General features: G+C 68.1%; 20 protein-coding genes. 8 read left to right on the forward strand and 12 right to left on the reverse strand.

Annotated elements, in window-relative coordinates; all coding sequences use genetic code 11:
* Positions 1-4: 4 nt before the first annotated feature.
* Positions 5-397: a YbjQ family protein gene (locus tag IPG50_30110; protein ID MBK6696411.1), complete on the reverse strand. Its 393-nt coding sequence runs from the start codon at positions 395-397 to the stop codon at positions 5-7.
* Between the two features lie 330 nt (positions 398-727).
* Here IPG50_30110 and IPG50_30115 point away from each other — a divergent pair, with 330 nt between their 5' ends.
* On the forward strand, positions 728-2740 hold the full coding sequence (locus IPG50_30115) for a flotillin family protein (GenBank protein MBK6696412.1): 2013 nt from the start codon (positions 728-730) through the stop codon (positions 2738-2740).
* Between the two features lie 67 nt (positions 2741-2807).
* On the opposite strand, the gene IPG50_30120 is transcribed toward IPG50_30115, so the two are convergent.
* Positions 2808-3959 (reverse strand): serine/threonine protein kinase, encoded by a 1152-nt coding sequence (locus tag IPG50_30120; GenBank protein ID MBK6696413.1) that lies wholly within the window; start codon positions 3957-3959, stop codon positions 2808-2810.
* A 311-nt stretch (positions 3960-4270) separates the two neighbouring features.
* Here IPG50_30120 and IPG50_30125 point away from each other — a divergent pair, with 311 nt between their 5' ends.
* Complete coding sequence (locus IPG50_30125; protein ID MBK6696414.1) at positions 4271-4600, forward strand: hypothetical protein; 330 nt, start codon at positions 4271-4273, stop codon at positions 4598-4600.
* An 84-nt stretch (positions 4601-4684) separates the two neighbouring features.
* On the opposite strand, the gene IPG50_30130 is transcribed toward IPG50_30125, so the two are convergent.
* The 4 genes from IPG50_30130 to IPG50_30145 form a co-directional block, all read right to left on the reverse strand.
* Entirely contained in the window at positions 4685-6235 is a 1551-nt protein-coding gene (locus IPG50_30130; protein ID MBK6696415.1) for a hypothetical protein, read from the reverse strand.
* 5 nt (positions 6236-6240) lie between these two features.
* Positions 6241-7836, reverse strand: a complete 1596-nt coding sequence (locus IPG50_30135; protein ID MBK6696416.1) for a helix-turn-helix domain-containing protein — start codon at positions 7834-7836, stop codon at positions 6241-6243.
* Between the two features lie 110 nt (positions 7837-7946).
* Entirely contained in the window at positions 7947-8927 is a 981-nt protein-coding gene (locus IPG50_30140) for a response regulator (GenBank protein ID MBK6696417.1), read from the reverse strand.
* 80 nt (positions 8928-9007) lie between these two features.
* Positions 9008-10717, reverse strand: coding sequence for a hypothetical protein (locus IPG50_30145; protein MBK6696418.1), 1710 nt, complete (start codon positions 10715-10717; stop codon positions 9008-9010).
* A gap of 287 nt (positions 10718-11004) precedes the next feature.
* Here IPG50_30145 and IPG50_30150 point away from each other — a divergent pair, with 287 nt between their 5' ends.
* From IPG50_30150 to IPG50_30160, 3 genes are all read left to right on the forward strand, one after another.
* Complete coding sequence (locus IPG50_30150; GenBank protein MBK6696419.1) at positions 11005-12027, forward strand: thioredoxin domain-containing protein; 1023 nt, start codon at positions 11005-11007, stop codon at positions 12025-12027.
* The gene (locus IPG50_30155) at positions 12024-12767 is read left to right on the forward strand and encodes a 3'-5' exonuclease (protein MBK6696420.1); all 744 of its coding nucleotides are present in this window, start codon (positions 12024-12026) and stop codon (positions 12765-12767) included. The genes IPG50_30150 and IPG50_30155 overlap by 4 nt, the downstream gene beginning before the upstream one ends.
* Positions 12768-13007: 240 nt before the next feature.
* Entirely contained in the window at positions 13008-14297 is a 1290-nt protein-coding gene (locus IPG50_30160) for a citrate synthase (GenBank protein ID MBK6696421.1), read from the forward strand.
* Between the two features lie 79 nt (positions 14298-14376).
* Here the strand turns inward: IPG50_30160 and IPG50_30165 are convergent, their stop codons facing one another.
* From IPG50_30165 to IPG50_30175, 3 genes are all read right to left on the reverse strand, one after another.
* Positions 14377-14688 carry a hypothetical protein gene (locus IPG50_30165; GenBank protein MBK6696422.1) on the reverse strand — a complete coding sequence of 104 codons (312 nt, stop codon included), beginning with the start codon at positions 14686-14688 and terminating at the stop codon, positions 14377-14379.
* A 104-nt stretch (positions 14689-14792) separates the two neighbouring features.
* Positions 14793-15359, reverse strand: coding sequence for a Uma2 family endonuclease (locus tag IPG50_30170; GenBank protein MBK6696423.1), 567 nt, complete (start codon positions 15357-15359; stop codon positions 14793-14795).
* An 89-nt stretch (positions 15360-15448) separates the two neighbouring features.
* The gene (locus tag IPG50_30175) at positions 15449-16405 is read right to left on the reverse strand and encodes a prepilin peptidase (protein MBK6696424.1); all 957 of its coding nucleotides are present in this window, start codon (positions 16403-16405) and stop codon (positions 15449-15451) included.
* 698 nt (positions 16406-17103) lie between these two features.
* Between IPG50_30175 and IPG50_30180 the strand changes: the two genes are divergently transcribed.
* The 3 genes from IPG50_30180 to IPG50_30190 all read left to right on the forward strand — a co-directional run bounded on the left by IPG50_30180 (position 17104) and on the right by IPG50_30190 (position 21203).
* On the forward strand, positions 17104-18525 hold the full coding sequence (locus tag IPG50_30180) for a hypothetical protein (protein MBK6696425.1): 1422 nt from the start codon (positions 17104-17106) through the stop codon (positions 18523-18525).
* 39 nt (positions 18526-18564) lie between these two features.
* Entirely contained in the window at positions 18565-19539 is a 975-nt protein-coding gene (locus IPG50_30185) for a hypothetical protein (protein ID MBK6696426.1), read from the forward strand.
* Between the two features lie 215 nt (positions 19540-19754).
* Positions 19755-21203, forward strand: a complete 1449-nt coding sequence (locus tag IPG50_30190) for an alpha/beta fold hydrolase (protein MBK6696427.1) — start codon at positions 19755-19757, stop codon at positions 21201-21203.
* Positions 21204-21235: 32 nt separating this feature from the next.
* Here IPG50_30190 and IPG50_30195 read toward each other — a convergent pair whose 3' ends face one another.
* The 3 genes from IPG50_30195 to IPG50_30205 form a co-directional block, all read right to left on the reverse strand.
* Positions 21236-21844 carry a threonylcarbamoyl-AMP synthase gene (locus IPG50_30195; GenBank protein MBK6696428.1) on the reverse strand — a complete coding sequence of 203 codons (609 nt, stop codon included), beginning with the start codon at positions 21842-21844 and terminating at the stop codon, positions 21236-21238.
* A 60-nt stretch (positions 21845-21904) separates the two neighbouring features.
* Entirely contained in the window at positions 21905-23107 is a 1203-nt protein-coding gene (locus IPG50_30200) for a hypothetical protein (GenBank protein MBK6696429.1), read from the reverse strand.
* Positions 23108-23707: 600 nt separating this feature from the next.
* Positions 23708-24520: a bifunctional hydroxymethylpyrimidine kinase/phosphomethylpyrimidine kinase gene (locus tag IPG50_30205; GenBank protein ID MBK6696430.1), complete on the reverse strand. Its 813-nt coding sequence runs from the start codon at positions 24518-24520 to the stop codon at positions 23708-23710.
* Between the last annotated feature and the right edge of the window lie 102 nt (positions 24521-24622).

Genomic DNA, 24622 nt, shown 5'->3' on the forward strand with positions numbered 1-24622 from the left:
CAGCTCACGCCACCGCTACACGCACCGCCGTGCCGTAGGCGAGCACCTCGGTAGCGCCGGACATGAACTCGGTGGCGTCGTAGCGCATGCCGATGATGGCGTTCGCGCCGAGCGACTCGGCGTGTTCGACCATTTGAACGTAGGCCAGGTGACGCGCTTCTTCGCACACCTTCGAGAACTCGGGGATGTTGCCGCCGGCGAGCATGCGAAAGCTGCCGACGATGCCGGCGCCGATGTTGGGCGTTCGCACCACGAGTCCGCGAACGAGCCCCAGCACCTCTGCGACGCGCGCACCGGGGACCTCGAGCCCCGTGGTGACCACGACACGATGGGCGCGCTCCGCGCCGATGCGATAGGGGGCGCTTTCGGTGACATTGGGCAACGCGACTTCCGTCATGACAGACTCCTTGCCCCGCGGTGGGAGCGCCCATTCATGTGCGCACTGCAAGGATCGCGGTCAAGACCGAATCGGTCGCGCCGACAAACGCTCGCGTCGCTTTGCGACCGTCTCACGAAGCCCCCGCGCAAGAACCCTGCCGGAGACGCGCGACCGATTTATCCGATTTCGACTTGTGGAGCGTGACCCGGGCCCCAGCTTCCCATCCGTGGGCGCGCGAGCGCCCATCCGCGAACGTCGGTCCGCCATGGTCGGACTCACAAGCGACGAGCGGTGGCGTAACCGATGCGCTCGCGCGAGCGACGCCTCGAGGAAAGGAGGCAGCGAGCGATGGTCGCGCTGCTGATCGTGGCATCTGTGTTGTCGTGTTTGGTCTTCGTGGTGCTCCTTGGCATCCGCTACATCCCCAACGATCGCGTCGGCATCATCGAGAAGCGCTTCAGCTTCCGAGGCTCCGTCGACAGCGGCCTCATCGCCCGAAGCGGTGAAGCCGGTTACCAGCCGCATGTCCTCCGCGGCGGTCTCCACTGGCTCATGCCCATCCAATACTCGGTGAGGCGCGTGCCGCTCGTGACGATCCCGCAAGGTCACATCGGCTACGTCTTCGCGCGCGACGGCAGGCCGCTTGCGCCGACGCAAACGCTCGGCGAAGGCCACCCGCCGGCGGACTTTCAAGACGTCGAGGCCTTCCTCGCGGGAGGCGGCCAGCGGGGCCCGCAACGCCACATTCTGCGAGAGGGCACCTACGCGCTCAACCTGGCGCAGTTCCTCGTCGTCACCGACGGCGCGCTCTTCTACGTGCCGCTCGACAAGAGCGAGGACGCGAGCTTCCGTCAAATGGCCGCGACGATCGCCCAGCGCCACGGCTTCGAGCCCGTGATCATCGCCACCGGTGGCCCGCAAGGCGACTTGCTCGGTGTCGTGACGGTGCACGACGGCCCGTCGCTCGCCGACGGCAAGATCATCGCCCCCGTCGTCGGCGACGACCCGAGCGAGGCGTCGACGTACCACAACAAGTTCCAGGACGCGGAGCGCTTCCTCGCCGCCGGCGGCCAACGCGGGCGCCAGCTTCAGGTCCTCGTCGACGGAACGTATTTCATCAATCGGCTGTTCGCGACCGTTGAGCTCATCGAAAAGACGATCGTCGAGGTCGGCACCGTCGGCGTCGTGGTGTCGTACACCGGCGAGCTCGGCCTCGATCTGTCGGGCAACGACTATTCGCACGGCGAGCTCGTCGCCAACGGAACGCGCGGCGTGTGGACCGTGCCGCTCCTGCCAGGCAAATACGCCTTCAACACCTACGCGGGAAAGATCATCATGGTCCCGACGACCAACTTCATCCTCAAGTGGACGAAGGGCGAGATCGGCTCGCACCGCTACGACGAGAACCTCGCCGAGGTGTCGCTCATCACGCGTGACGCGTTCGAGCCGTCGCTGCCGCTGTCGGTGGTGGTGCACATCGACTACCGCAAGGCGCCGCTCGTCATCCAGCGCTTCGGCGACATCAAGCGCCTCGTCGAGCAGACGCTCGATCCGATGGTGGCCGCGTATTTCAAGAACGTCGCGCAGACGCGCACGCTCATCGAGCTGCTCCAGGAGCGGAGCAAGATCCAAGACCAAGCCTCGCGCGAGATGAAGGACAAGTTCCTTCACTACAACCTCGAGCTCGAAGAGGTGCTCATCGGCACGCCGGCGTCGGCCAAAGGCGACGGCGCCATCCAGACGATCCTCACTCAGCTTCGGTCGCGGCAGATCGCCGAAGAGCAGATCGAGACCTTCGGCCGCATGGAACGCGCCGCCGCAAAGGAGCGCGATCTGCGCGAGGCGGAGGCCCGGGCGCGTCAGCAGACGCAGCTCACGGAGAGTGAGCTCGCGATCCAAGTGCAGTCCAACGAGGGCCGCGCCGCCTACCAGCGCTCGCTCCAAGAGGCCGAGCAGATCAAAGTTCTCGCGGAGGCTGACGCGGCGAAGATCCGCAGCATCGCGGAGGCGGAAGCGGAGCGCGAAACGCGCGTGGGCATCGCTCGCGCCATCGCCACCGACGAGCAGGTGCGCGCCTACGGCGGACCGCGCTACCAGGTCATCCAAGACGTCATGGCGCGCTTCGCATCGGCCGTCGCCGAGGCGAAGGTCGACGTGGTGCCCCGCGTCGTCGTAGGCAGCCAGCAAGGCGAAGGTGGCTCGACGCCGAACTTGATGGAGGGCCTCCTCGCCGTGCTCCTCTCCGACAAGCTCGAGAACTCGGGACACGTCGCGGGCGCGTCACGCCCGGAAGCCGACGTCATGAAGACGCATCTCCGCGAGGCGGCGTCGCGGCCCGCCAACGGAAAGGCGTCGCTGTAGCCGACGACGCGCTCACCAGGCGCCACGCACGCGCAAGGCGTCTCGGAGCGAGAGCTCCGGGCGCCTTCTAGCGCTTCACGTCGCCCGACGACGTCGTCGTGGTGGAGAGGGGCTTGCCGATCTGCGCTGGCGCGCCGCTCATCCACTGAGAGAGCGGCGCGTCGAGCAGGGCGAGGCCGGCGCCGACGGCGCTGGCGGCCACGATGACGAGGGTCCCGAGACCGAGCTTCGCGAGCCAACGCCAACGCGAGCGCTTGGGGACCGGCGCGGCATGCGAGGCGGGGGCGATGACGGTCACGGGGTAAGGCGGCACCCGCAGCGTGTAGGACTCCTCAGGGACGGGCGCACTGGCGGCGACGTCGACGGCAGCGCCCAAGTCGCGCGAGCTCCGCGGGACGCCGCTCTCGATGGCGGCGACGATGAGCGCATCGAGCATGGCGCGAGCGTCGCTCCACCGGTCCTTCGGGTTCGCTTCGAGGGCGCGCCGAACCACACGAGAGAGAGGCTCGGGAACATCGTCCGGCAAGAGCGGGGGGGCACCTTCGACGAGGTGCGCGCCCGTGATGAGTGTGTAGAAGGTTGCACCGACGGACCACACGTCGCTGCGCGCGTCGACGGAGGCCCAATCGCCACAGGCTTGCTCTGGCGCCATGAACGCTGCGGTACCGGCGACGCCCGTGCGACGCGCTTCGCCGGTGACGCGGGCCACCCCGAAGTCGAGCAACTTCACCGTGCCGTCGTTGCAAACGAAGACGTTCTCTGGCTTCACGTCGCAGTGGACGATCCCGTGGCGGTGCGCCGCGGCGAGCACCTCGAGGACCCCTCGAACAACGCGCACCACCTCATCGAGAAGGAGATCGCCCCAGCCTACGAGGCCGTCGTGGAGCGAGCGGCCAGTGAGGTGTTCGAGCACGATGAAAGCGGTGCCGTCGGGCGAGACGCCGGCATCGAAGACCCGCACGGCACCGGGATGCTCGACGAGGCCGGCGATGCGCGCTTCTTCGAGGAACACCGTTCGCTGCGCCGGGTTGAGCAGAAGGTGCGGATGGAGGATCTTGACGGCCACCACCGACGGAAGCGGCGATTCAACGTCGAGCGTACGGGCCCGGTAGACCGCACCGGTGCCGCCCGCGCCCAGGCTGCTCTCGAGACGGAAGCGTCCGCCGAGGACTTTTCCGAGTCGCTCTTTGAGCGCGTCTCGCTTTGCGGTTCGGGCCAACTCCACGATCGATGCGCATGCCACGGTTACGCCGGCCTGGAAAGAGGCGATGCCAAGTTCTGCACCTTTGCAGAGAGGGGCCGCGACCTCTCCCCGCAAACGTGCCCGTGGACGCCCGAGGGCGCGCCAGCCCTCCCGGAGAATCGGGCACGTTCACGGGCACGGGCACGTACGGGCACGTTTACGGGAGCAAGGCGGAGAGAGGCTGTGACAGAAACCCGCGGATTTTCGCTGCCCCAAAAGGCCGGGACCCCTTTTTGTTTGAGTTTCCTGAGCAGAGCCGTTACGAAGCGCCCCTGGAGAAGACCTCGATGCAAACGCTCAAGATTTTCGTCGCACTCGCCCCGCTCGCCTTGGCCGCGTGTGGCGGCTCCGATGTGAAGCCCACCGTTCCCACGACCCCCTCGCTCGACGCGCCCGACGCGGCCGCCGACATGCCGACCGGGGCCGCTGGGCCGACGACGCCGGCTGCCGAGCCCCCGAAGGCTGATCCGCCGAAGGCCGAGGAGCCCAAGAAGGAAGAGCCGAAGGCCGACCCGCCGAAGGCCGAAGAGCCCAAGAAGGAAGATCCGAAGAAGGGTGGCAAGAAGGAGACCCCGAAGAAGGATCCCCCGAAGAAGGACCCGCCGAAGAAGAAGTGAGTTCCGCCCCGCGCTGATCGGCGCGGACGCGAGATCGCTTTCTCGGACGCCCACCGGCGGACGCAGCTTTCGAAAGAGGCTGCGTCAAACCCGGTGGGCGTTTCGCATTTGCCTTGGCGCAGCGCGAAACAACGACGCCGCCAAGAGACAAAGCGCCGGGGTTACCACCACGTGATAGCGGTCTTCCCCGAAGAAGACCGCGTGGGTGACGGCGGTCGTGAGAACGAGCCCGGACGAGAGAATGATCGGCGCCGACACCGGTTGGCGGCCAACGGCGCGCAGGAGCGGCACGCCACACGCGACGAGGACCAGCGGCCAGAAGCGGCCGGACGCTGGAGCCCCCGCGACGGCGTCGTAGAGCAGCGCGGCGACGAGCGCGAGCACGAGTCCCTCGGCGGCGGCGACGCGCACGAGCGAACGTCCACGGCGAGCGAACTCCACCGCGGCGACGGCGGCGGCGGCCACGAGCAACCGGTGGAACGCGGTCAGCGCGTCGCGCACGGCAGTTCGGCGCGCCTCAGGCCAGTGCCACGGCTTTGCCTCGCGCAAGTACTCGACGGCGAACGACTCGTGATCGAATGTGAACGAGAGCTTCTTCGGAACGAGGGCGAGCCACGCGAGCGGTCGCGCTTTGATCTGCTCTACGCCGTAGGCGAACCAACAGCGGTCTTGTTGCACCTGACCGGTGACGACGCGGCAGCCATCGCTCGAGCGCAAGGTCTCGAAGCGACCGGTAGCCCGCGGAAACGCGCCGATGGCGAGGTTCCATCCGGCGTTCGTGCTGACGAGGGCGCAGCCATCCATGACGCGGCAGTTGCGCGCGGTCCAGGGGAGCACCGGTGCGAGCGCGAGCGCGCCGGTGACGACGCTACCGACCAGCCAATCACGTAGACCGCGGCGGCGCGCGTAGTGAAGGACGATGAAAGGCGCGCAGAGGAGCGCTTGCGGGCGCACGAGCGCAGCGAGGCCGAGGACCAACGCCGCCGCCGCGAGGCCGCCCTGCGAGCGCGCCCCGTGAGGTGCGCTGTCCTCGGGCCGCGTCGCCGCATAGAGCCAGAACGAGACCGTCGTGCAGAGCGCCGCGAGCGGTTCCGTCATGACGAGCGCCGCGTAGAGGACGAGGCCCGGGTGCAGCGCTACGAGTAGCCCCGCGAGGAACGCCCGGCCACCGCCCAATCTGTCGCCAAGGCGAGCGAAGACGCCCCGCGAGACGGCGTCATCGCCGCGACGCAAGGCGTAGCGCGCGAGGCCGTACGTGGTCACCGCGAGGAGGGCGCCGACAACGGCGCCGGTGACGGGCGCCACCTTCGTCGCGCTCCCGAAGAGCCGGTAGAAGACCGAGAGAAACGCGCTATAGCCCACCGGGTAGTGACACCACGGGTGCCATTCGGGGCGCCCCGCCACCATGACGTCGTCGGAATAGCCGAAGCCCTGCGCGATACGCTTTGCGCCGAAGTCGTAGTAGTGGCCATCCCAGACAGGCTCGCCGCTCAAGGCCAAGGCGGCAGCGAGCCGCGGTACGAGCGCGACGAGAAAGAGGATCGCCGCCGCCTCAGGAGAAAAGGCCGGCCGCCTTCCGAGCGACTCGGCGGTCCCGGGGGAGTCGGCCGGCGGCCGCGAGCTCGCGAGAGCCACGTTGGCTACACGCCTCTCCGTTTGGGATCCGGGGGCGCGCTCGGTGGCGCAACGCTCGGTGCCCCCATCCGGCGGAGGTAGGTTCGCTGAACCTGCGCCGCGTCGAGCTTCAAGAACTTTGCGAGCTCGCTGACGAAGCCGCGTACGTAGACCGCGGCCGGCAGATCCACGAAGCGCTCATCTTCGATGGCGAGGAGGTGCGCCTTGGCGATCTTGGTGCGGGCGCTGATCTCGCCGAGGTCGACGCCCTGCGATTCACGAACCTTGCGAAGCAGCTCGCCGGTGAACTCTGTGTCGGGGCCGATCTCGCGCGCGAGCTCGCTCCGCAGGAGAATCTGCTCAGCGTCGGAAGCCCGGGGCGTCGCGTGCGCCGCCGCCGGCATGGCGTCGGTCTCGGGGAAGGTCGAGAGATCGTAGGCGCGGCGACGAATGCCGTCCAAGAGCGTGTCGTAGGCCTCGTCGAGCCGCGATTGCTGCTTCGCGAGCTCCGGCGCCGTGAACAGCGAGCTTATGGCCAGGCCACCGCCTTCGTAGATCTCCTTCTTTCGCTTGTACGCGCGGCGAATTTCTTCGTCGCTCGAGGCGCGGCCCACGCCGAGCGTCGCATAGAGCGTCGGCGGAGCCGGCAACGGCCGCGGCACCGAGCCTCGCTCTGCGTGCGTGGCGAGGAGCGCGATGACGCGGCGGGCGATACGCTCGATGTTTCGCGCCGCCTTCGACGTCGGGCTGTCGACGAGCAGCGGACGGTGACGGCGCACGGCAAGCCAGACGGTGTCGTCGTGTTCGATGTGCCCGAGGTCGACGGCGGAGATGCCGTAGTGCTCTTCCGCGAGTTCGCTCATCCACGTTCCCAATTCGACGTCGGTACGAACGCGCGTTTGATTGACGACCAGGTAGAGGCGCATGCGCGCGGCCTCGTTCCACACCAGCTCCGCGATGCTCTTGTCCATGCGTTCGAGGACGCGCACGAGGGCAAGCGGCGACGGCAACATCCCGATCTCGGCGATGGCGCGGTCCACCACCGGGAGGCGAAAGCGATCACGCAAGAGAGCTCGCCGAAGGCGTTTGCGGAAGGCGGCGCGCGCGAAGCGGTACGTCGCTTCGATGGCCGGGGGCTCGGGCACCGTCACTGAGATGGCCAAATCGGCGCTCAGCATGGCCTCGATGGGGAACGGGCCCGCCCCGGGACCGGCGTCGAGGACGAGGTAGTCGACGGGCAGGTTTCGAAGCGCCGCGAGGTAGCGGCCCTTGCGGCCAGCGCGCAGGAGCGCGGGCAGCTCGATGGAATCGTGCGGCCCGGGGAGCAGGCGGAGGCCCTGCACTTCCGTCTCCACGAGCGCCGCGGCGTAGGCAGCGGGATCGTCGTCGTAGGCCGCATCGACGCGCGCCGCGGGGAGGCCGAAATGCGCGTGCAGGTTCGCACCGACGGGATCAGCGTCCACGAGCGCGACGGACTTTCCGAGCTGGGCGAGGTAGATCGCCAGGTTCTCCGCGACGAGGCTCTTGCCCACGCCTCCGCGTCCGCCGCCGACGACGATGACCTTCCCGACGCCGCGAACCTCGGCGGGCGCCTCGATGGGCAAGGGCTCGTCGCTCGACATGAGCCGGGCACTCTAACGCAAAATGGGCGCAAACTGGGCCCGAGCTGCGCGGCCCCCTGCTCGGCGCCACGCCTCAGCGGTGGGCGCAGCAGCGCCCCGACGGCAGGGTGTTACGGCGGAATCGACAGGGTCACTTTGGCCCGGCGCAGGAGGGCGAAGAGGCGAGCCCCCAGCTCAGGCGCGCGAAAGGGCTTCGCCACGAAGTCGTCGGCGCCGGCCGCGAAGGCGTCGACGAGGTCCCGCGGGGCGCTGCGCCCCGTGAGAAACAGAATCGGGATCTCGCGGAGGCGCGGATCACGTCTCAGCTCGCGACAAAGCTCGATGCCGCTCATGCCCGGCAAAGTCCAGTCGAGGATGATGATGTCGAAGTGCTCGAGGGCGAGGCGGTCGAGCGCCTCTTCGGCGTTGGCCGCGCAGTCGACGTCGATCTGGATGGCGTCGAGCATCTCGCGAATGAGCGTCTGCAGGTCGCGGTCATCGTCGACGAGCAGAACCCGCGGCGGGCGCCATGACGGCGACGGACGCCCCACGGGCGCCTCGAGCGTGTGATCGGGCGCGTCGGCCTCGTGGATCTCGGCGACCGACGGCGGGATCAACGTGCGCGTGAGCACGGTGCCGCTGCGCGACGGCGGCGGCATCGTGCGCGCCACCTGCTTGTTCTTGCCGCGCCGCGACGACGGCGCGCTTTTCGCGCTCGCGTTGCGTCCCGTCGACGGAACCTTCTGTGAGGGCCCGGGCTTGTCGTTCTTCTCTTGCGCCGCTCGCCCACGCTTCGAGCGCGGTCCGGCCAGACTCGCTGACGACTCCGCCGGTCGAGGCACCGACACCGGCCCCGGCGCCCCCCCAAGCTCGACAGCGAGCCGCTCCCAGTCGCGCCGCTCGAAGACGATGGCGAAGCCGCCGTGGCGGGCCTCGACGCGCGCCGCGATGGCCGTCGCGCGCGGCTCGGGCCCCGTCACCTTCAGCACAGCGAGGACCCACTCGCCGTCGTCGGCCCGCTGGTCCGGTGGCAATGGCAACGCCGGATCGGCACGCCCCAAATCGCGCTCGAGGCTCTCCTGATTGGGATACCGAAAGGTGACGCTTCGCAAGCGTCACCAGTCTATCAGCAACCAAAGGCGGCAACGCGGGCGGCGCGCGAAGCCGCGACGGCCGCTACGCTTCACGTCGATCACTCACCGGGGCGCGGCAGGACCGCGCGAGGCCCGCTGTTGGCGACGCAGAACACCGGTGCGGCGCGCTTCGACAGGCCCGTCGCATCGAGCAGGCTGTCGTACCAGTCCATGTACCAGCCGTCGTAACACTTCGGCTCCTGAGCTCCGGTGAAGATGCCGATGCTCTTGGGACACGCGCGGCTCATGACCCAGGCGAAGCCACCCTTGGCTGTGAGGGCGGGCCTCAGCCATTCCATCTCCGTGTCGTAGGGGAGCCGACCGCCACTCCTGGTGCAGGCGTCCTTGGCCCGGTCGACGGTGAGCTCGCTGGTGGAGCCGTAGACGATGTTCATGCGCACGATGCGCCCCGTCTGACCGTATTCGTCGAGCTGCTTCTTGCCGTCGTCGATGAGCTTCTCGATCTCGGCCGTCTTCGAACATTTCGAGAAGTCACCGGCGATGCCCTGCCGGACGCACTCCAGTTGCGCTTCCTTCAGCTTGCCCGAGACGGTCTCCGGTGCCGACGGCTTGAGAAGCCCCGACCACTTCTGCGCGACGGGCTCGAGCTCGGCGAGCGTCGCCTTCGACGCGGAGGACAAGTTGTAGGTCTCCTGATCGCGCGCCTGTGTGAAAGCGTTGACCTCTTCGAAGTAGGCGTTCTCGAGGCGCCCCTGCACCTCGCCCACCTCGACGAGGAACCGGCCGGCGCCCTGCGTCACCTGCGTGAGCGGCGCCATGGAGACGTCCTGGTTCTTGGCGTACGAGTGGAACGTGATGGCGCTGAGGCGCGCGTGACGCTCGATGACGTTGCGGCCCGCCGTCGGAGCGGCACCGCTCTGCTGCACCGGGAGCTTGCCGTCTGCGACGGCCTGAAGGTCACGTTTGCGATCGGCGTCGAGGGAGGCGGCCATGTTCTTCAGCAGCTCGCCGAGGCGGGCCATGGCCTGGTCGCCTTGGAGGTTCTCAACGCCAACGTTACTGCCGGCAAAGAATCCCTGCGTGTAGAGCTCAAGGTTCATCGACGCGCGCGTCGACTGCGCCACGCGCTCGTAGGTCCCCGAGACCTTTCCCTGTGCGTCGGCCACCGTACCGACGGGCGCGTTGGCGCCAACGTTGCCGCTGGCCCTGGTGGCCGTCTCCGAGTCGTTGGTGTCGAAGCGCATGAGGCCAATGACCTCGGCGCGGTATTGGAGGCGCGTCACCACCGCGTCGCCGCAACGCTGAAGGAAACGGGCCGGATCGCGCTGCAGGAGATCTTTGGCCTCCGTCGTGAGCGAGTAGCTCTGCCCCGCGTCGATGAAGTAGTAGCTGCCGACGCGGACGAGGAGCGTCATCGTCGACGCGTTTCGCTTGAAGGAGTTCATCACCTGCGCGCGAGCGTCGGCGCCGGCCTTGGGCAACTTGAAGCCGAGCTCCGTCTCGAAGCCGAGCTGTCGCGCCAGCTCGTCGCGGGAGCGCACGATGTCGATCTTCACGTCGACGCCGACGTCGCCGACCTGCGGCGTGAGCGTGCTCGGGAACGTGACGCAGCCGTTGTGGCCTTGGTCGAAGAGCGTGCTGTAGCCCTGAAAGAGGAGCAGATCGCTCTGCGTCGTCGGGATGACTTTGCCCGAGTCCTCGGCGCCGAGGGCGCCCTCGTCCTCCTCACCTTCGCCATCGCTGGACGCGCAACCGGGGGCGCACGCGAGGGCCGCGAGGAGGGAGGTGCCTAGGAGAAAACGTCGCATCGGATTCATGTCGGCCTCAGGGGTCCAGAGGTTGCGGAGTGACGAGAGCACGTAGACGCACAGGGTGTGCCGTCCCAGCCGGGGGCCGGGAAGTCACCGGAACCACGCCAGCGCCGAGCGGTTCGGGCGGCGGAAAAAGCACGCCTTCGGGGCTCGCTGGATCGGGGCGCCCCCAGGAAGTCCACCTTTGGGAGACGGCGGCAGACGCCGGGTCTCCCGGGCCAAGCAGGTTTGCGATATGGTCCCGCCCGATGTGGAGCTTCGGTCAACTGGGTGCCTCACTTTTCATGGTCGCCATCGCCGCGTCGGGCTCGACCTGTCGCGGCCAAGGCGAAGGCGGGGCCGAGGTCCCGAAGGAGGCCGCTGCCTCCCGCGAGGTCTCGCTGCCGGGCGTCGACACCAACGCCCTGACGCCGCGCGAACGAAACGAGTGGAGCGGCTACGTCTCCGAGTTTCTTGCGCCGTGCAGTGACACGCCCGTGCCCATCGCGCAGTGCGTGAAAGAAGGTCGCGCCTGCTCGCGATGCCTTCCGGCGGCGAAATACCTCCTGAAGGGCGTCCGCGACGGTCAGTCGCGAGAGCAGATCGAGAAATCGTTCCAAAACCGCTTCGACTCAAAGAAGGTGAAAGACGTCCCCATCGACGGCTCACCGTCGAAAGGGCCCGAGTCGGCGCCTGTCGTCGTCGTCGAGTTCGCCGACTTCGAATGCCCCTTCTGCGCGAGCGTCGCGCCGGTGTTCGACAAGGCCTGGACCGAACGCCAAGACAAGGTGCGCTTCGTCTTCAAGTACATGCCCCTGCCCGGCCATCCGCACGGCGAAATCGCCGCGCGTGCCGGCTTTGCCGCGCAACAGCAGGGCAAGTTCTGGGAGATGAACAAGAAGATGTTCGCGAACCGCGAGCACCTCGAGCAGAGCGACCTCGAGAGCTACGCGAAAGATCTCGGCCTCGATCTCGCGAAATTCAAGGCCGACATGCTCTCGCAGGCGGCCACCGATCGACTCGCGATGGACAAAAAGCTCGCCGACGCCCTGAACGTGAAGGGCACGCCGTCGGTCTACATCAACGGACGCGAGTTCGATGTTCGCCAAGACATGGGCGAGTGGATCTCGCTCGAGCTGCAGATGATCGCCGAGGGTTCAGCCAAGCCCAGCAGCGCGACAACGACGGTTGCCCCGGCGGGCTCTCTGCCTTCTGCCTCGGGCTCCGCCAAAGCCGTGGCTTCGGGAGCACCCAGCGGCAAAGCGGCCACGTCGGCCCAGGCGAGCAGCAAGCCGCCCACTCCGGCCCCCGGCGCGCCACGCAAGTGAGTCGCATCGCCGACGCCTGCGGCTGTTTTCCCACCGGTCGCCATTACCCTGGCGTCGCCCACCTCCTCCGCGCCGTCATACGAGGCGTCGCCGACGAGTTCGCCGTCGACACGCCGTGGGCCGAGCTGCCGGTCGCGCTGCTCGACGTCGAAACCACCGGGCGCGACGCGTCCAAAGATCGCGTCATCGAGGTGGGCATCGCCGTCGGGCGCGGCGGGGCCATCGTGGCTCGCTACGATTGGCTCATTAACCCTGGCGTCGCCATCTCGGAGGAGTCGCGGGCCGTGCACCACATTTCGGACGAGGACGTGAAGGACTCGCCCCGCTTCGAGGCCGTGGCCCATGAGATCCGCATGGCCCTCGAAGGCACGGTCCCGGCTGCGTACAACGCCGCCTTCGACCGCGCCTTCCTCGTAAACGAGTTCGCCCGGACGGCCGGCACGCCCGAGAAGCTGCCGCCGGCACTCAGGCGGGACGTGGACTGGATCGATCCCTTGGTTTGGGCGCGCGAAATCCAGCGGGCCGAGAAGTCCAAGGCCCTCGCCGAGGTGGCCACGCGGCTCGGCGTGAAGCTCGAGCGAGCCCACCGCGCCAGCGACGACGCCGAAGCCGCTCTCCTGGTGCTTTTCGCGCTCGCCGAGGACTCGCGCGTGCCGCGCGGATACGGAGCGCTCGTTCAGGAGCAGCGCCGCCTCGCGCTCCTGCAGCAAGACGAGCGGCGCTTCTGGAAGACGAACTAAACCCAGCGCTCAGCTGGGTTGATCCGACAAGAGTGGTCTGCCGAGATCAGACTTTGGGGGGAGGCCCGAGCGTCTGGCCCGCCTCGCCCGTCAGGGCGGGCCCGACGCGAGGTCGCCACGGGAGATCGCTGGGGTTAGAAAACCAGCCTCGACACTAGCAGGCCGCTCGCGTTTTCGTGTACATCGGTCGTCGGGGGATCGCCCGGCGCCGCAACCGCCGCGCGCTCATTGGAGGCTCTCGTGTCCGAAAAGATCGACATCGTCGTCAGTGACTCGCAGAAGTTCGAAGCGAAGGTCATCGTCGGCAGCGAACAAGAGAAGGCGATCGACATCGCCAACCTACGCGCGCAGACCGGCCTCGTGGCGCTCGACCCGGCGTTCATGAACACCGCCTCGACGCGCAGCGCGATCACCTTCCTCGACGGCGAGAAGGGCATCCTTCGCTACCGCGGATACCCCATCGAGGAGCTCGCCGAGAAGTCGAGCTTCGTCGAGGTCGCGTACCTGCTCATCTACGGGGAGCTGCCCAACAAGGCTCAGCTCGCCGACTTCACGACGAAGCTGACGCGTCACTCGATGATCCACGAGGACATGAAGCACTTCTTCGCGGGCTTCCCCGGCTCGGCCCACCCCATGGCCGTGCTCTCCGCGATGGTGTCTTCGCTGTCGGCCTACTACCCCGACGCGCTCGACGTCGACAACAAGGCCGAGCGCGAGATCACCATGATCCGCCTGCTCGCCAAGGTGCCGACGCTCGCGGCCTTCGCCTACAAGAAGTCCATCGGCCAACCGTTCGTCTACCCGAACAACTCGCTCGGCTACTGCGCGAACTTCCTCAACATGATGTTCAGCGTGCCGGCCGAGCCCTACGAGGTCGACAAGGACATCGAGAAGGTGCTGAACCTTCTGCTCATCCTCCACGCCGACCACGAGCAAAACTGCTCCACGTCGACGGTGCGCCTCGTGGGGAGCTCCAAGGCGAACCTCTTCGCGTCGATCTCCGCAGGCGTCCTCGCCCTGTGGGGCCCGCTGCACGGCGGAGCGAACCAAGAGGTCATCGAGATGCTCGAGGCGATCCACGCCGACGGCGGCGACGTGAACAAATACGTCGCCATGGCGAAGGACAAGAACTCGACCTTCCGCCTCATGGGCTTCGGCCACCGCGTCTACAAGAACTTCGACCCGCGGGCGAAGATCATCAAGGTCGCCGCCGATCAGGTGCTCCAGAAGATGGGCATCAAAGATCCGCTCCTCGACATCGCCAAGCGCCTCGAAGAAGCGGCCCTCAAGGACTCGTATTTCGTCGAGCGGAAGCTCTACCCGAACGTCGACTTCTACTCGGGCATCATCTACCGAGCCGTCGGGTTCCCCACGAACATGTTCACCGTCCTCTTCGCTCTCGGCCGCTTGCCCGGCTGGATCTCCCACTGGAAGGAGATGACCGAGGACACGACGACGAAGATCGGTCGCCCGCGGCAGATCTACACGGGCGCCATGTCGCGGCCGTACGTGCCCCTCGACAAGCGCTGAAGCGCGACCGAGAGAGCACCATCAGCGGCCCCGCGAGGCGACTCGTGGGGCCGTTCGCTTTGGAAGGCCCCGGCAGCTGTCAGGACACTTCGATCGTGATGCGGTCGGCGTTCTCCGTTGGAACAACGATTTCGCGAACGGCCGAACCACCGGGCTCATCTCCTCGCACCCGGACGAGGACGTTGGCGGGTGGCTCACTCTCACTCGACGAGCGGACGATGGGGAGGAGCTGCTCGACGGCCGAAGCGACGGGTACATCCGCCGCGGCCAGGGTCTTGTCGGCTTCGGCTCGGCGGCTGGCGATGGCGCGCATTTCGGCTTCGTCGAACGCGGGCTCCTCCGACGCGCCGACGATCACGGGGCCACGAAACGAGCGATGGAGGTCACTCACCGCTAAACCGTAGCATCGACGCGTGGCGCGGCCACTGACCCGCGCAGCGTGGAGGTGAGCGCTTCGGGCTCGAGCGCATTCACGTTGTGAAATGCGCTCCAACGCTAGCGAGCCCAGAGCGCGGAGAGATCCAGTTCGATGGCGTCGAATGGCTCGGCGCGAACCTTGGCGTCTCCATAGAACGTGGCGACCAGCCGGTAGGTGGCGCCGTCGAGGCGCAAGATCTCGAGGTACCTTTCGATGGGGTCGACGAGCCAGACGTGGCTCACGTGCTCCCGCGCGTAGATGGGAACCTTCTCCGCGCGGTCGATCGCGCCCGTCGACGGAGAGAGCACCTCGCAGGCCCAGTCGGGGGCCAGCGTGAAGGCAGCAGTGTTTGGCATCTCGGGCATTCGCTCGCGACGCCAGCCACCTAGATCGGGCACCAGAACGTCCTCGCGCAGATGCAGCTCCGGTTCGTCGAGAATCACCCAGCCGCCTGGGCCGCCGCGCCCACGCTTGAATGGCGGACCGAGCTCTTCGCCGAGCGCGCTGGACGCTGCCGCATGCGGAGACGCAGGCCTCGGGTGAGCGTAAAGGACGCCGCGAATGAGCTCCCCAACCATGTTGGCGGGAAGGGCCTCGATGTCGGCATAGGTAGCGGGGCCGTGGGGCGTACGCTTCGCGACCATGGCTTGAACCTTAGCACGCGCCTCCCGCTCCAAAGGGCGCGGGCCGTCGGACGAGAGGTAGATACGAAGGCTTGAACGCGCGCCGTTCGTTAGACACCAGCGAAGAGCACGTCGAGGCCGATGAACGAGACAATGCGGTCGCCGAGGAAGAGAAACTCGTAGATCGACACGATGAGAAACGGCCCGAAGGGCAAGCGCGCGCGGAGGAACCCCTCCTCGGGCGCCTTCGCCAGCGGATCTTCCTCGAGGATCTTCTTAGCTTCTTCGTCGCCCGCTTCGGCGTCTTTGATGAGCTCCTCGCGTTCAAGCGCCACGGCTTCGGGCTCTTCGATCTTGCCCTGCGTAAGCATCATGACGATACCGGCGACGCTCCCCTGAATCGCGCCAGCGAAGAGCACGACCACCGCGCCGAGAATGCCGAACCACGCGCCCGCGAGCATGAGCAACTTCGCGTCGCCGAGGCCCATGCCGTCTTGGCCTCGCACCTTCTTGTAGAGAAACACGAAGGGAAACCAAACGACGAGGTAGCCCACGACAGCGCCAAGGAGCGATGTGCCATAGGGCATTCCGCGGAGGCCCGCCGTGGCCACGCCCAGGACGGCCCCACCGAGCGTGATCTCATCGGGCAAGATCATGTGTTCGAGATCGATGAACGCGGCGGCGAGGAGCCCCAGTGCGAGGGCGAGGTACGCACCGAAGAGCAAGAGCCCCGTCGCGAGCGTAGTCCTCGGGGGCAAGCCCAAGAGGAGCACCTCGATGATCGCGAGCGAGAGACCTCCGCCGAGCGCTTCGACGAGCGGGTAGCGCGCGCTCATCTTGGCGCCGCAGCAGCGCGCCTTGCCACGAAGGATCAGGTACGAAAAAACCGGGACGTTGAGCCAAGGCGCGACGTTCTTGCCACACGCCGGGCAATGCGACGGCGGGTGCACCACGCTCATGCCGCGCGGCACGCGGTAGATGACGACGTTGAGAAAGCTCCCCCAAAGGAGGCCCAGCACCACGCCGAAGACGCGCACGAACAGCGGGGGGAGGTCGGAAAAGAGCACCCGCGCGGAGCGTACCGCTCTAGGCCGCGGGCGCGAAATGAACGGCCTGCCACGCTTCTTTGGGCGGGCGCCTCGGCACTGCGAGCGCGCCCGACGACGACGAGAGCGGCCTCTCCGCCGAGAGTGAGCTTCGCGCGCTGACGGCAGCCGAGATCATCGGCACGCTGACCTACGGCGAGACGAGCGCGCCCGTCAGCTACTCCAAGACGCCGCTCTACCGCGCCTTCAAATTTGACGGTCAGAAGGGTGACGCCGTCGAAGCCTTCGTACGCTCGGGCAACGGCGACGCGCGCGGCTGGCTCCTCGGGCAAAACTTCGCCACGCTGGCGCAGAACGACGACGCCTCGCCTGGCGTGAAAGACGCTCGCCTCACGCTCACGCTGCCGACGTCCGGCAGCTACTACGTGGTCTTCCGCGAACAGAGTCGAAAGAACGCGGCCTTCACGGTCTCTCTCTCAAAGAGCGGAGGCGCCTGCGGGCTGCCGCTCGTGCGCGAGGGCCGCTGGGAGCACGGCTCGCCCACCAGGCCGCAGGGCCTGACGCTTTTCGACGCGACGACCAATCGCCTCGTAGTCTTCACGGCGGAGGGCACGAGCGAGCGCACGCCCTCCGGCTACACCTCGCCCGATGGCGACCCCTTGCCGGCTGGCGATAGGAGCGAGGCCGCCATCGCCTTCGACACGGCGCGCGGCCGCGCGGTGCTCTTCGGCGGGCGCGATCCCCAAAGCAACAAGCCGCTCGGCGACACGTGGGAGTGGCAGGGCGGCACGTGGACCAAGATGGCGCCCGCGGGGCCGATGCCGCGAGCGCGCAGCGGTCACGCGCTCGCCTACGATCCCGTTCGGAAGAACGTGGTCCTCTTTGGCGGGAACGTCGACGACGGGCCCATCGCTGACACATGGACTTGGGACGGCACGACGTGGACGCGGGCCGCGAACGGCACCGACGCGAGCGTGCCTCACCCGGAGCCCCGCTACGGGCACCGCATGGTGTTCGACGAGACGCGCGGCAAGGTGCTGCTCTTCGGGCAATACGGCCCTTGGAGGGTCGGTCCCGTGGGCAGCCCGAACACGTCAGCGGGCAACACGTGGACCTGGAACGGCTCGTCGTGGTCGCCGCTCCCGGGCGCGACGGCCTCGTTCTCGTCGGACAACACCACGGCCTTGCCCATGGTCTACGACGCCGCGCGCAAGCGAGTCCTCCGCGTGGGAACCACGGGAGGTCGTTACCAAGAGAGCTACCAGTTGCTCGAGCTCGTCTCCCTGCAGAACGGCGCCGCGTGGAGCCCGATCGCCGTCGCCGGTGGCTCGACGCCAAAGGTCGAGCTGGGCTACGTGCCTTGGCTGAGCGGCGCCTTTGACAACGCGAGCGGGCGCTTCGTCTTCGGCGCGCCTTCCGGTTCCGGGCCAGGCTGGGAGTTCGGATACACCGAGCTCGCGAACCGCGCGCCCGTTCTCGAGCCGGTGGCGAACGGCCGCGTGTTCGTCGGCGACATGATCTCAGTCTCGCTCAAGGCCACCGACGCCGACGGTCACCGCATCACGTACCGCGTGAGCCCGATGCCCCCGAACGCGACCTTGAACGCGCAGACGGGCGGCTTCTTCTTCACGCCCGCGGCGAACCAAGTAGGCACGCTGTCGCTCAAGGCGAGCGCGTCCGATGGGTGCGACGTTCATGAGCGCGACTTCCAGATCAAGGTCGAGATCGGCGTCTACGCGGGCATGCCTACGGGCTCCGTGCGGCTCGCCGGCGAGGTGAAGGCGCAGGGCGACCTTCAAGTGGCGAAGCAATACTCGGCGTACCCGTCGCTCGCGTGCCGCATCGAGGGTGACAACCCCGGCAAATTGCTCGTCTCTTGCGACGGTCGCACCACCACGGCCTACCGAAGCGGCGACGGCTCCTACACGTTCACGCCGGTGAACGTCAGCGCGCCGCTCGAGCAGAACCTCACCTTCGCCAGCAGCGACGCGAACGCGGGGACCTTCTCAGGTCACGTGGAGCCGCTCGTCGACGGCACCTATCGCCTGCACGTCGAGGCGTGGACTGTGCCGCTCGTGGGCGTCGCCGGTCGCGTCGTTCTGCGCGGCACAGCCACCGGAGTACTCGACGTCGCTCCTTGATCCTCTCCTGCTCCGTGACTCCCGCTTTGCCGAGGCCCCATGAAGAACTCTCCCCTGACCGCCCTTGCCCTCTCCTTCGTTGCCCTCCTCATGCCTTGCCTCGCAGCGTGCGCCAGCGAACCGTCCGGCACGGCGGGCGGCATGACGGGGGACGGCACCACGGGCGAAGACGCTGCCGAGCTGCGGCGCCTCTTGCCGACGGAGCGGGTCGGCGACATCGCCTACGGGCAAACCGTCAAGGTCGCGTACACCGAGACGCCGGTCTACCGTGCGCTCAAGCTAGTTGGCCGCCAAGGCGATCACGTGGACCTCTGGGTTCGCTCGTCGACCGGCGGAGACGCGCGGCTGTGGCTCGTTCGCGAGAGCGGCAAAACCTTCGCGCAAAACGACAACGCGGACCCGTCCACGCTCGACGCGCACCTCACCGTGGAGCTTCCGCGCACCGAGACCTATTGGGTCGTGATTCGCGATCGCGAGGCGGAGGACAACACGTTCGAAGTGACCCTCACCGGCGGCGGCGGCGCGGGCGCTGCCGTGCCCGCGTCGCGCATCGGCACCACGCTCACGGCCGACGCGAGCTGCTCGTTCCTCATCGAATGGGGCGACTTCGTGAGTCGCACCTCGACGTGTCCCGATTTCGGCTACGGCTGGTACGACCCGGCGCGGCTCACCTTCCGTTTCGAAGGCACCGCGAGCGCGCCGGTGCTCGTGGCGTCGGCCTTCTCGATGGAGAAGGAGGTCGCGTCGTGGGGCGAGAAGCGCAAGGTGGGCTGGCCCGAGACTCGAATCGCGCTCACGCCTGCGACGGGCGCAGGCACGTTCACCGTCACGTCTAACCGGGGCTCGCCGCCGGGGCCCAACTCGTTCTGTTACGGCGTGGCCAAAGGCCGACAAACCTATTCGGCGTCTGTCACCGGCGACAAGCTCACCTTCGAGATGAACGAGCAAATGCAAACGAACAGCTGCTGCAGCGCCCACGCTCGGCGCGCGAGTTGCACGTTGACCATGCCTTGACGCGTGACACGCGTTCCGTAGCGGGCGTCGCTTACGAGGCGAATATCGGCGAATTTAACGCTCGGGCGTGCGGCCTTTATGGGAGGTGCTACCCGCGTTGCGGTGATTATTTCGTTTTGGGGGGCCAAAACCTTGGGCGCCGCTGCCGCGCGGTGCCTCGAACGGGGCTTTCTCACGGCGATCGCGGCTGCGGCGCTTGTTGGCGCAACGCCGGCTTGCAGCGCGGACGATGCGGGCGAGGCGCAGACCAGGCCCACGCCCCGCGCCGCCACCGTGAGCCCGGCGGGCTCGGAGGAGAGGTCCCCGGCCCCACGCCCGACGCAGGCACCACGCCGAACGCGCTCGCCGACGCCGCCCTGACCACACGGGCACGCTGCGGGGCGGCGCCCTTCGATTGGCTCCCCGCCAAGACCATGGGCGACATCCTCGAGACCCGCTCGGCCGCTTCGCACACCGTCCTCGAGCTCAACCTCGCGACGTTGAAGCTCAAGAACGACGGCGTCTTCAGCACCCGACGTGGCAGCCCGCGCGGCACCCACGGAAAGCTCGTTCGCTACCAGACGCAAGATCGCGGCAAAGCCGTTGACGCCACAGCGCTCGTCACGACGCCGGCGACGAACGCAAGCGCCTCCGCGCCCGAGGAGTTCCCTGTTCTCCTCTTCTTGCACGGCACCGCGGGCTTCAACGACGCGTGCTCGCCGAGTCGCGGCATCGCCGAGTCATCGACGGGCGGCTTTGACGATCTCACGGGCACCTTGGCCGCGCTCTTGGCGTCCTACGGCTACATCACGGTGTTTCCCGACTACCTCGGGCTCAAGTCGTTCGGCCCGCCGTCGGGGCAGTTTCATCCGTACCTCGTGGGCGAGCCCACGGCCGTCGCGTCGCTCGACGCGGTTCGCGCGGCCAAGAAGGCGCTCGCCGATGGCACCATCGCCGGCGGCTCGATCGTTCCCGGACAGCTGGTCGTCGTCGGCGCGTCACAAGGCGGTCACGCCGCCGCGTTCGTCGACCGGGTGGCGCCCCACTACGCGCCGGAGCTATCCATCACGGCGGCCGCGTGGCTCATCCCACCAACCGATCTCCCCGGTCACATGAAGTCGGCGCTCGGCGGCCCGAGCCCCACGAAGGCTTGGGCGAACATCGCCGCGTTCTTGATCGGCGCCGAGCGATGGTACGAGTCTTCACCGAACGGGCTCGCGGGCGCCTTCCAGCCCCCCTACGACACGCTCTTGTTCTCCGCGCTCTCGACCCAATGCTCGTCGTTCCCCGATATGTCGAGCGCGACGCCCGCGACCGTCTTCGCGGCTTCGATCCTCGCGGCGAGTCAATCACCGGCGCTCTTGGCCGAGCCCTTCGCTTGCTACATGCGGGAGAGCTCCGTCGCGACGACGTCATTCCCGCGAGCGTCGGCGGTTCCGACGATGGTTGTGCTTGGGCAGAACGACACGCTCGTGAACACCGCCGTGGAGCGCGCGTCGTTCCAGTCCTTGTGCGCGTCCGGCTACAACCTGAAGTACCGAGAGTGCGCGGGACTCTCCCACACCGAGAGCGTCTTCGGGAGTTGGGACGAGTGGCTCGACTTCTTCGGACAGCGCATGGCCGGCGAACCGCAAGGCCCCACGTGCGTGGTTGAGCCAGCGGCCAAGTGCGCCAGCGTGCCTTGAACGACGCTACCCACAACGCGTGGCGCTACGCCTCAGATGAACTCGTCGAGAATGCCGAGCCCATCGCGCACGACCTCGACCGGTGACGTGGTGAGATCCACGACCGTCGTGCCGACGACGCCACCGGGACCGCCGTCGATGCCGAGCTCGACGCCAGGGAAGTCGTCGAGGATCTCGCGCGGGTCGACGTAGGGCGTCGCCTGACCGGGCTTGTGCGCCGTCGTCGATACGAGCGGGCGGCCCAACGCCTCGGCGAGCATCCGCGGCACCGGGTGGTTGGGCACGCGAATGCCCACCGTCTTCTGCTTGTTGAGGAGCAGCTTCGGCACCTCGCGCGTGGCCGAGAGGATGAAGCAATAGGGGCCCGGCAGGTAGTGCCGAAGGACCCGGTAGTGATGCTTCTCGACGACCGCGTATTGGGCGATGTGCGACAGGTCCGCGAAGATGAACGCCAAGGGCTGCGTCCGCGGCATTCCTTTCGCTTGGTAGAGGCGGTCGATGGCCTTCTTGCTGCCTAGATCACAGGCGAGCGCGTAGGACGTGTCGGTCGGGTACGTGATGACCCCCCCCGCCTCAAGGACCTCCACCGCGCGGCGAATCTTGCGCGGCTCCGGATTGTCGGCGTTGACGGGAACGAGCACGGGCACCGGATACCCGATGCACCGGCACCAAGTAAAGCCCCGCGACTAGACCGACTTCGTCTAGCCGACGATGATCTCGTGCTGGCCGAGGAATTCGGCGAGCCGTTCCGCGAGGTACGCGAGCGCATTTTCGCCGCGCCCCGCAGCCGTGGCGGCCTCCGAGGCGTCGACGATCTCGAGCACGCAAATGGTCCGACCCCAGGCGATGACGGGGACGACGATGACGTTCTTCGCGACGCCGAGCGTGGCGTGCCGCGGCATGGGACGGCTGCTGACTTCGCCGCCGTACTCCATGGTGATGGGGCGGCCCTTGAAGATGCCGGCCGAGAGGAGCCAGTCATCGTCGGCGTGACGGCCCATGAGGAGCGAGTCGGCATTTTGCCCGGTCGCCGAGACCGTCACGAACTCGCCGGTCACGCCGTCGACGAGGTGAGCGAGGCCAGCTCGCGCACCCAGGGCGTTCACCCCGGACATCATGGCGTGACGAGCGCCTTCGACGGCGCTCTCCAAGAAGCAGAGATCGTAGGCTGCGTCGAAGAGCACATCCATCGGATCGCTGAGCGAGTGACGCGGCGCCGCCTGCACGACCGGCATCGGCGTCGCGAGGCGAAGGGGCGAAACGACCTGACGCGCCGCCACCACACCGAGCACCGCCACGGCGGCCGGCGGAGCCGCGACAGGCGCGGGGGCGACAGGTGCAGGGACGACGGTCGGCGCGAAGACGGGCACCGCTGGCACTGCGGCCAGCGCTCGCGCGGGCTCCCGTTCCGATGCCACGACGACGTCGATCTCGACGGGAACGGGGATCGCCATCTCCGTGTCCGCCGTGGCGAACGCGCCTTGGGTGGGCGGGGCGACGTCGCGAACGGTCGGCGCCGGGAGCGACGTCGGTGCCGACGCGATCACCGAGCTCGGCGGAACGGCGGACGCGGGCGCGATCGACGGAGGCGCCACCGACGCCGGCGGTCGAACCGACGGGCGGGCCGACGCGGGCGCTGAGCGGGCGCCCGAGGGAAGCGCGGGCGGCGCCGACCGCGCGACCGACGGCGGCGAAGGAGCGCGCGCCGACGCACGCATTTCCGAAGGCGGCGGACCCTCGCGCGGATCGAGCATCGTCGGCGGTGCCTCCTCTTCAAGGATCGCGCTCGCATCGAGCTCTTCGACGATGGTGGGCGCGGGCTCGCGCACGCGAACGGAAGACGGCGCGGGCACGGGGATCACCTGGCCGGCTTCGTCGAGACCGATGCCAGCCAAGGTCGGCATGACGGAGCGAAGCGGAACGATGCCGGAGTCTCCCTCTTTGGACGGACGTAGCTCCGAGGAGTCGGCGGCCTTGGCCGCAGGGCGGGCGGGCGCCGCGGGGCGAGGCGACGACGCCGCACCGGGACGGGGCACCGAGCTCGGCGCGACGGCGGGCCGCGGGACGATGCTTTTTGCGGGAGTCGTGGCCCTGACGCCGGTGGAGCGGACGCCGTCGGGGCGCGGGACGGGGATGCTGGGCCGAACAGTGGCACGAGAAGAAGCAGCCGGACTCACACGCTTCGGGGTCGCCATGAGCCCTAACGATGCAACGGGCGTTCCTTCGCGGGTGCTTGTGGTTTTCCGCGGAGCCAGGACTGGCACACCAACAAGAGTAGAAACCCCGCACCCCACTCAAAAAGGCGCGGCTTGCCGCGGGAAACACACATGGATCGCTAGAGGCCCAGGATCGGCGTCACGCGTGCGCGTGGACGCTCGCGTTGCCATGCGGGGTGCGACCGGGGTGCGACCGGCGCGGGCCCCGTCAATGTCGGTCGGCTGACCGGGCGTTTTGCGAACGCTCTCGCTCGAACAACGCGCGCCACGGTTCGAGGGCACGCGGTTCTACGGCACGCCGACCAAGAGGCGCCCGCCGACGTTGACCCGACCTCGCGCGAGCATTCGATGGTGACGCGCCTTCGACCAACGAACCGCGCGCACGATGCGCGACGCCGATGCGGCTGCGTCGCCGTCGTGCTGGGCGAGGCGCGCCGCGATCAGCGACGCGAGCAAGCACCCGCCACCGTGCACGCTGCCGCTCGCGAGACGAGGGAGAGAGAGTTCGAACACGCTTTCGAACGCGGCGTCGCCAACGACGAGCACGTCCGTGGCCGTGCGAGACGCGAGGTGGCCGCCTTTGACGAGCGCGGCGCGTGCCCCGAGAGCCACGATCGCACGAGCGGCGCGTGTGGCGCTCGCGACGTCGCGCACGGCGATTCCCGTGAGTTGGGCCGCTTCGTCGACGTTCGCTGTGACGAGTGTCGCGAGCGGCACGAGCTCGCCGCGCAGCGCCGCCATGCTCTTCGCACCGTGAAGTGCGACGCGTCCCTTCGTCGCGAGGCGCACCGGATCCACGATGAGCGGCACGCTGCGAAAGCGGGACGCGAGCTCGGCCACCACGCGCACGTTCTTCGCGTCACCGAGAGCTCCCGTCTTGAGCGCTCCGACCTTCTGCGCGCGAAGCACCGCGAGCGCTTGCGCGCGCACGAGGGCGGCGGCGACGGGCGCTTGCTTCACGAGACCATCGGTCGATTGAACCGTGATCGTCGCCGCCACGGGCGCCGCGAAGGCCCCAGCGGCGGTGATCGCGCGAACGTCGGCGGCGAGACCTGCGCCGCCTCCAGGATCGAGCCCACCGATGGCGAGGACGCATCGCATGACGCGGGGCTGGTCCTCCGGTGATCCACGCTCGCGCTTCGTGGACGCGCCGAGAAAAACCCTCGATGATGTGCGGCGTTTCGTCTCCACGGCCTCACGAGT

It is taken from the genome of Myxococcales bacterium, assembly GCA_016703425.1.
Classification (GTDB): Bacteria; Myxococcota_A; Polyangia; order Polyangiales; family Polyangiaceae; genus JADJCA01.

Excerpts from the sequence above, each read along its gene's own strand:
- IPG50_30200 (MBK6696429.1), bottom strand. The coding sequence starts at position 23,107 with ATGCCGACCTTGGCTGGCATCGGTCTCGACGAAGCCGGCCAGGTGATC.
- IPG50_30115 (MBK6696412.1), top strand. The coding sequence starts at position 728 with ATGGTCGCGCTGCTGATCGTGGCATCTGTGTTGTCGTGTTTGGTCTTC.
- IPG50_30185 (MBK6696426.1), top strand. The coding sequence starts at position 18,565 with ATGAAGAACTCTCCCCTGACCGCCCTTGCCCTCTCCTTCGTTGCCCTC.
- IPG50_30135 (MBK6696416.1), bottom strand. The coding sequence starts at position 7,836 with ATGTCGAGCGACGAGCCCTTGCCCATCGAGGCGCCCGCCGAGGTTCGC.
- IPG50_30110 (MBK6696411.1), bottom strand. The coding sequence starts at position 397 with ATGACGGAAGTCGCGTTGCCCAATGTCACCGAAAGCGCCCCCTATCGC.
- IPG50_30170 (MBK6696423.1), bottom strand. The coding sequence starts at position 15,359 with ATGGTCGCGAAGCGTACGCCCCACGGCCCCGCTACCTATGCCGACATC.
- IPG50_30150 (MBK6696419.1), top strand. The coding sequence starts at position 11,005 with ATGGTCGCCATCGCCGCGTCGGGCTCGACCTGTCGCGGCCAAGGCGAA.
- IPG50_30205 (MBK6696430.1), bottom strand. The coding sequence starts at position 24,520 with ATGCGATGCGTCCTCGCCATCGGTGGGCTCGATCCTGGAGGCGGCGCA.
- IPG50_30145 (MBK6696418.1), bottom strand. The coding sequence starts at position 10,717 with ATGCGACGTTTTCTCCTAGGCACCTCCCTCCTCGCGGCCCTCGCGTGC.
- IPG50_30125 (MBK6696414.1), top strand. The coding sequence starts at position 4,271 with ATGCAAACGCTCAAGATTTTCGTCGCACTCGCCCCGCTCGCCTTGGCC.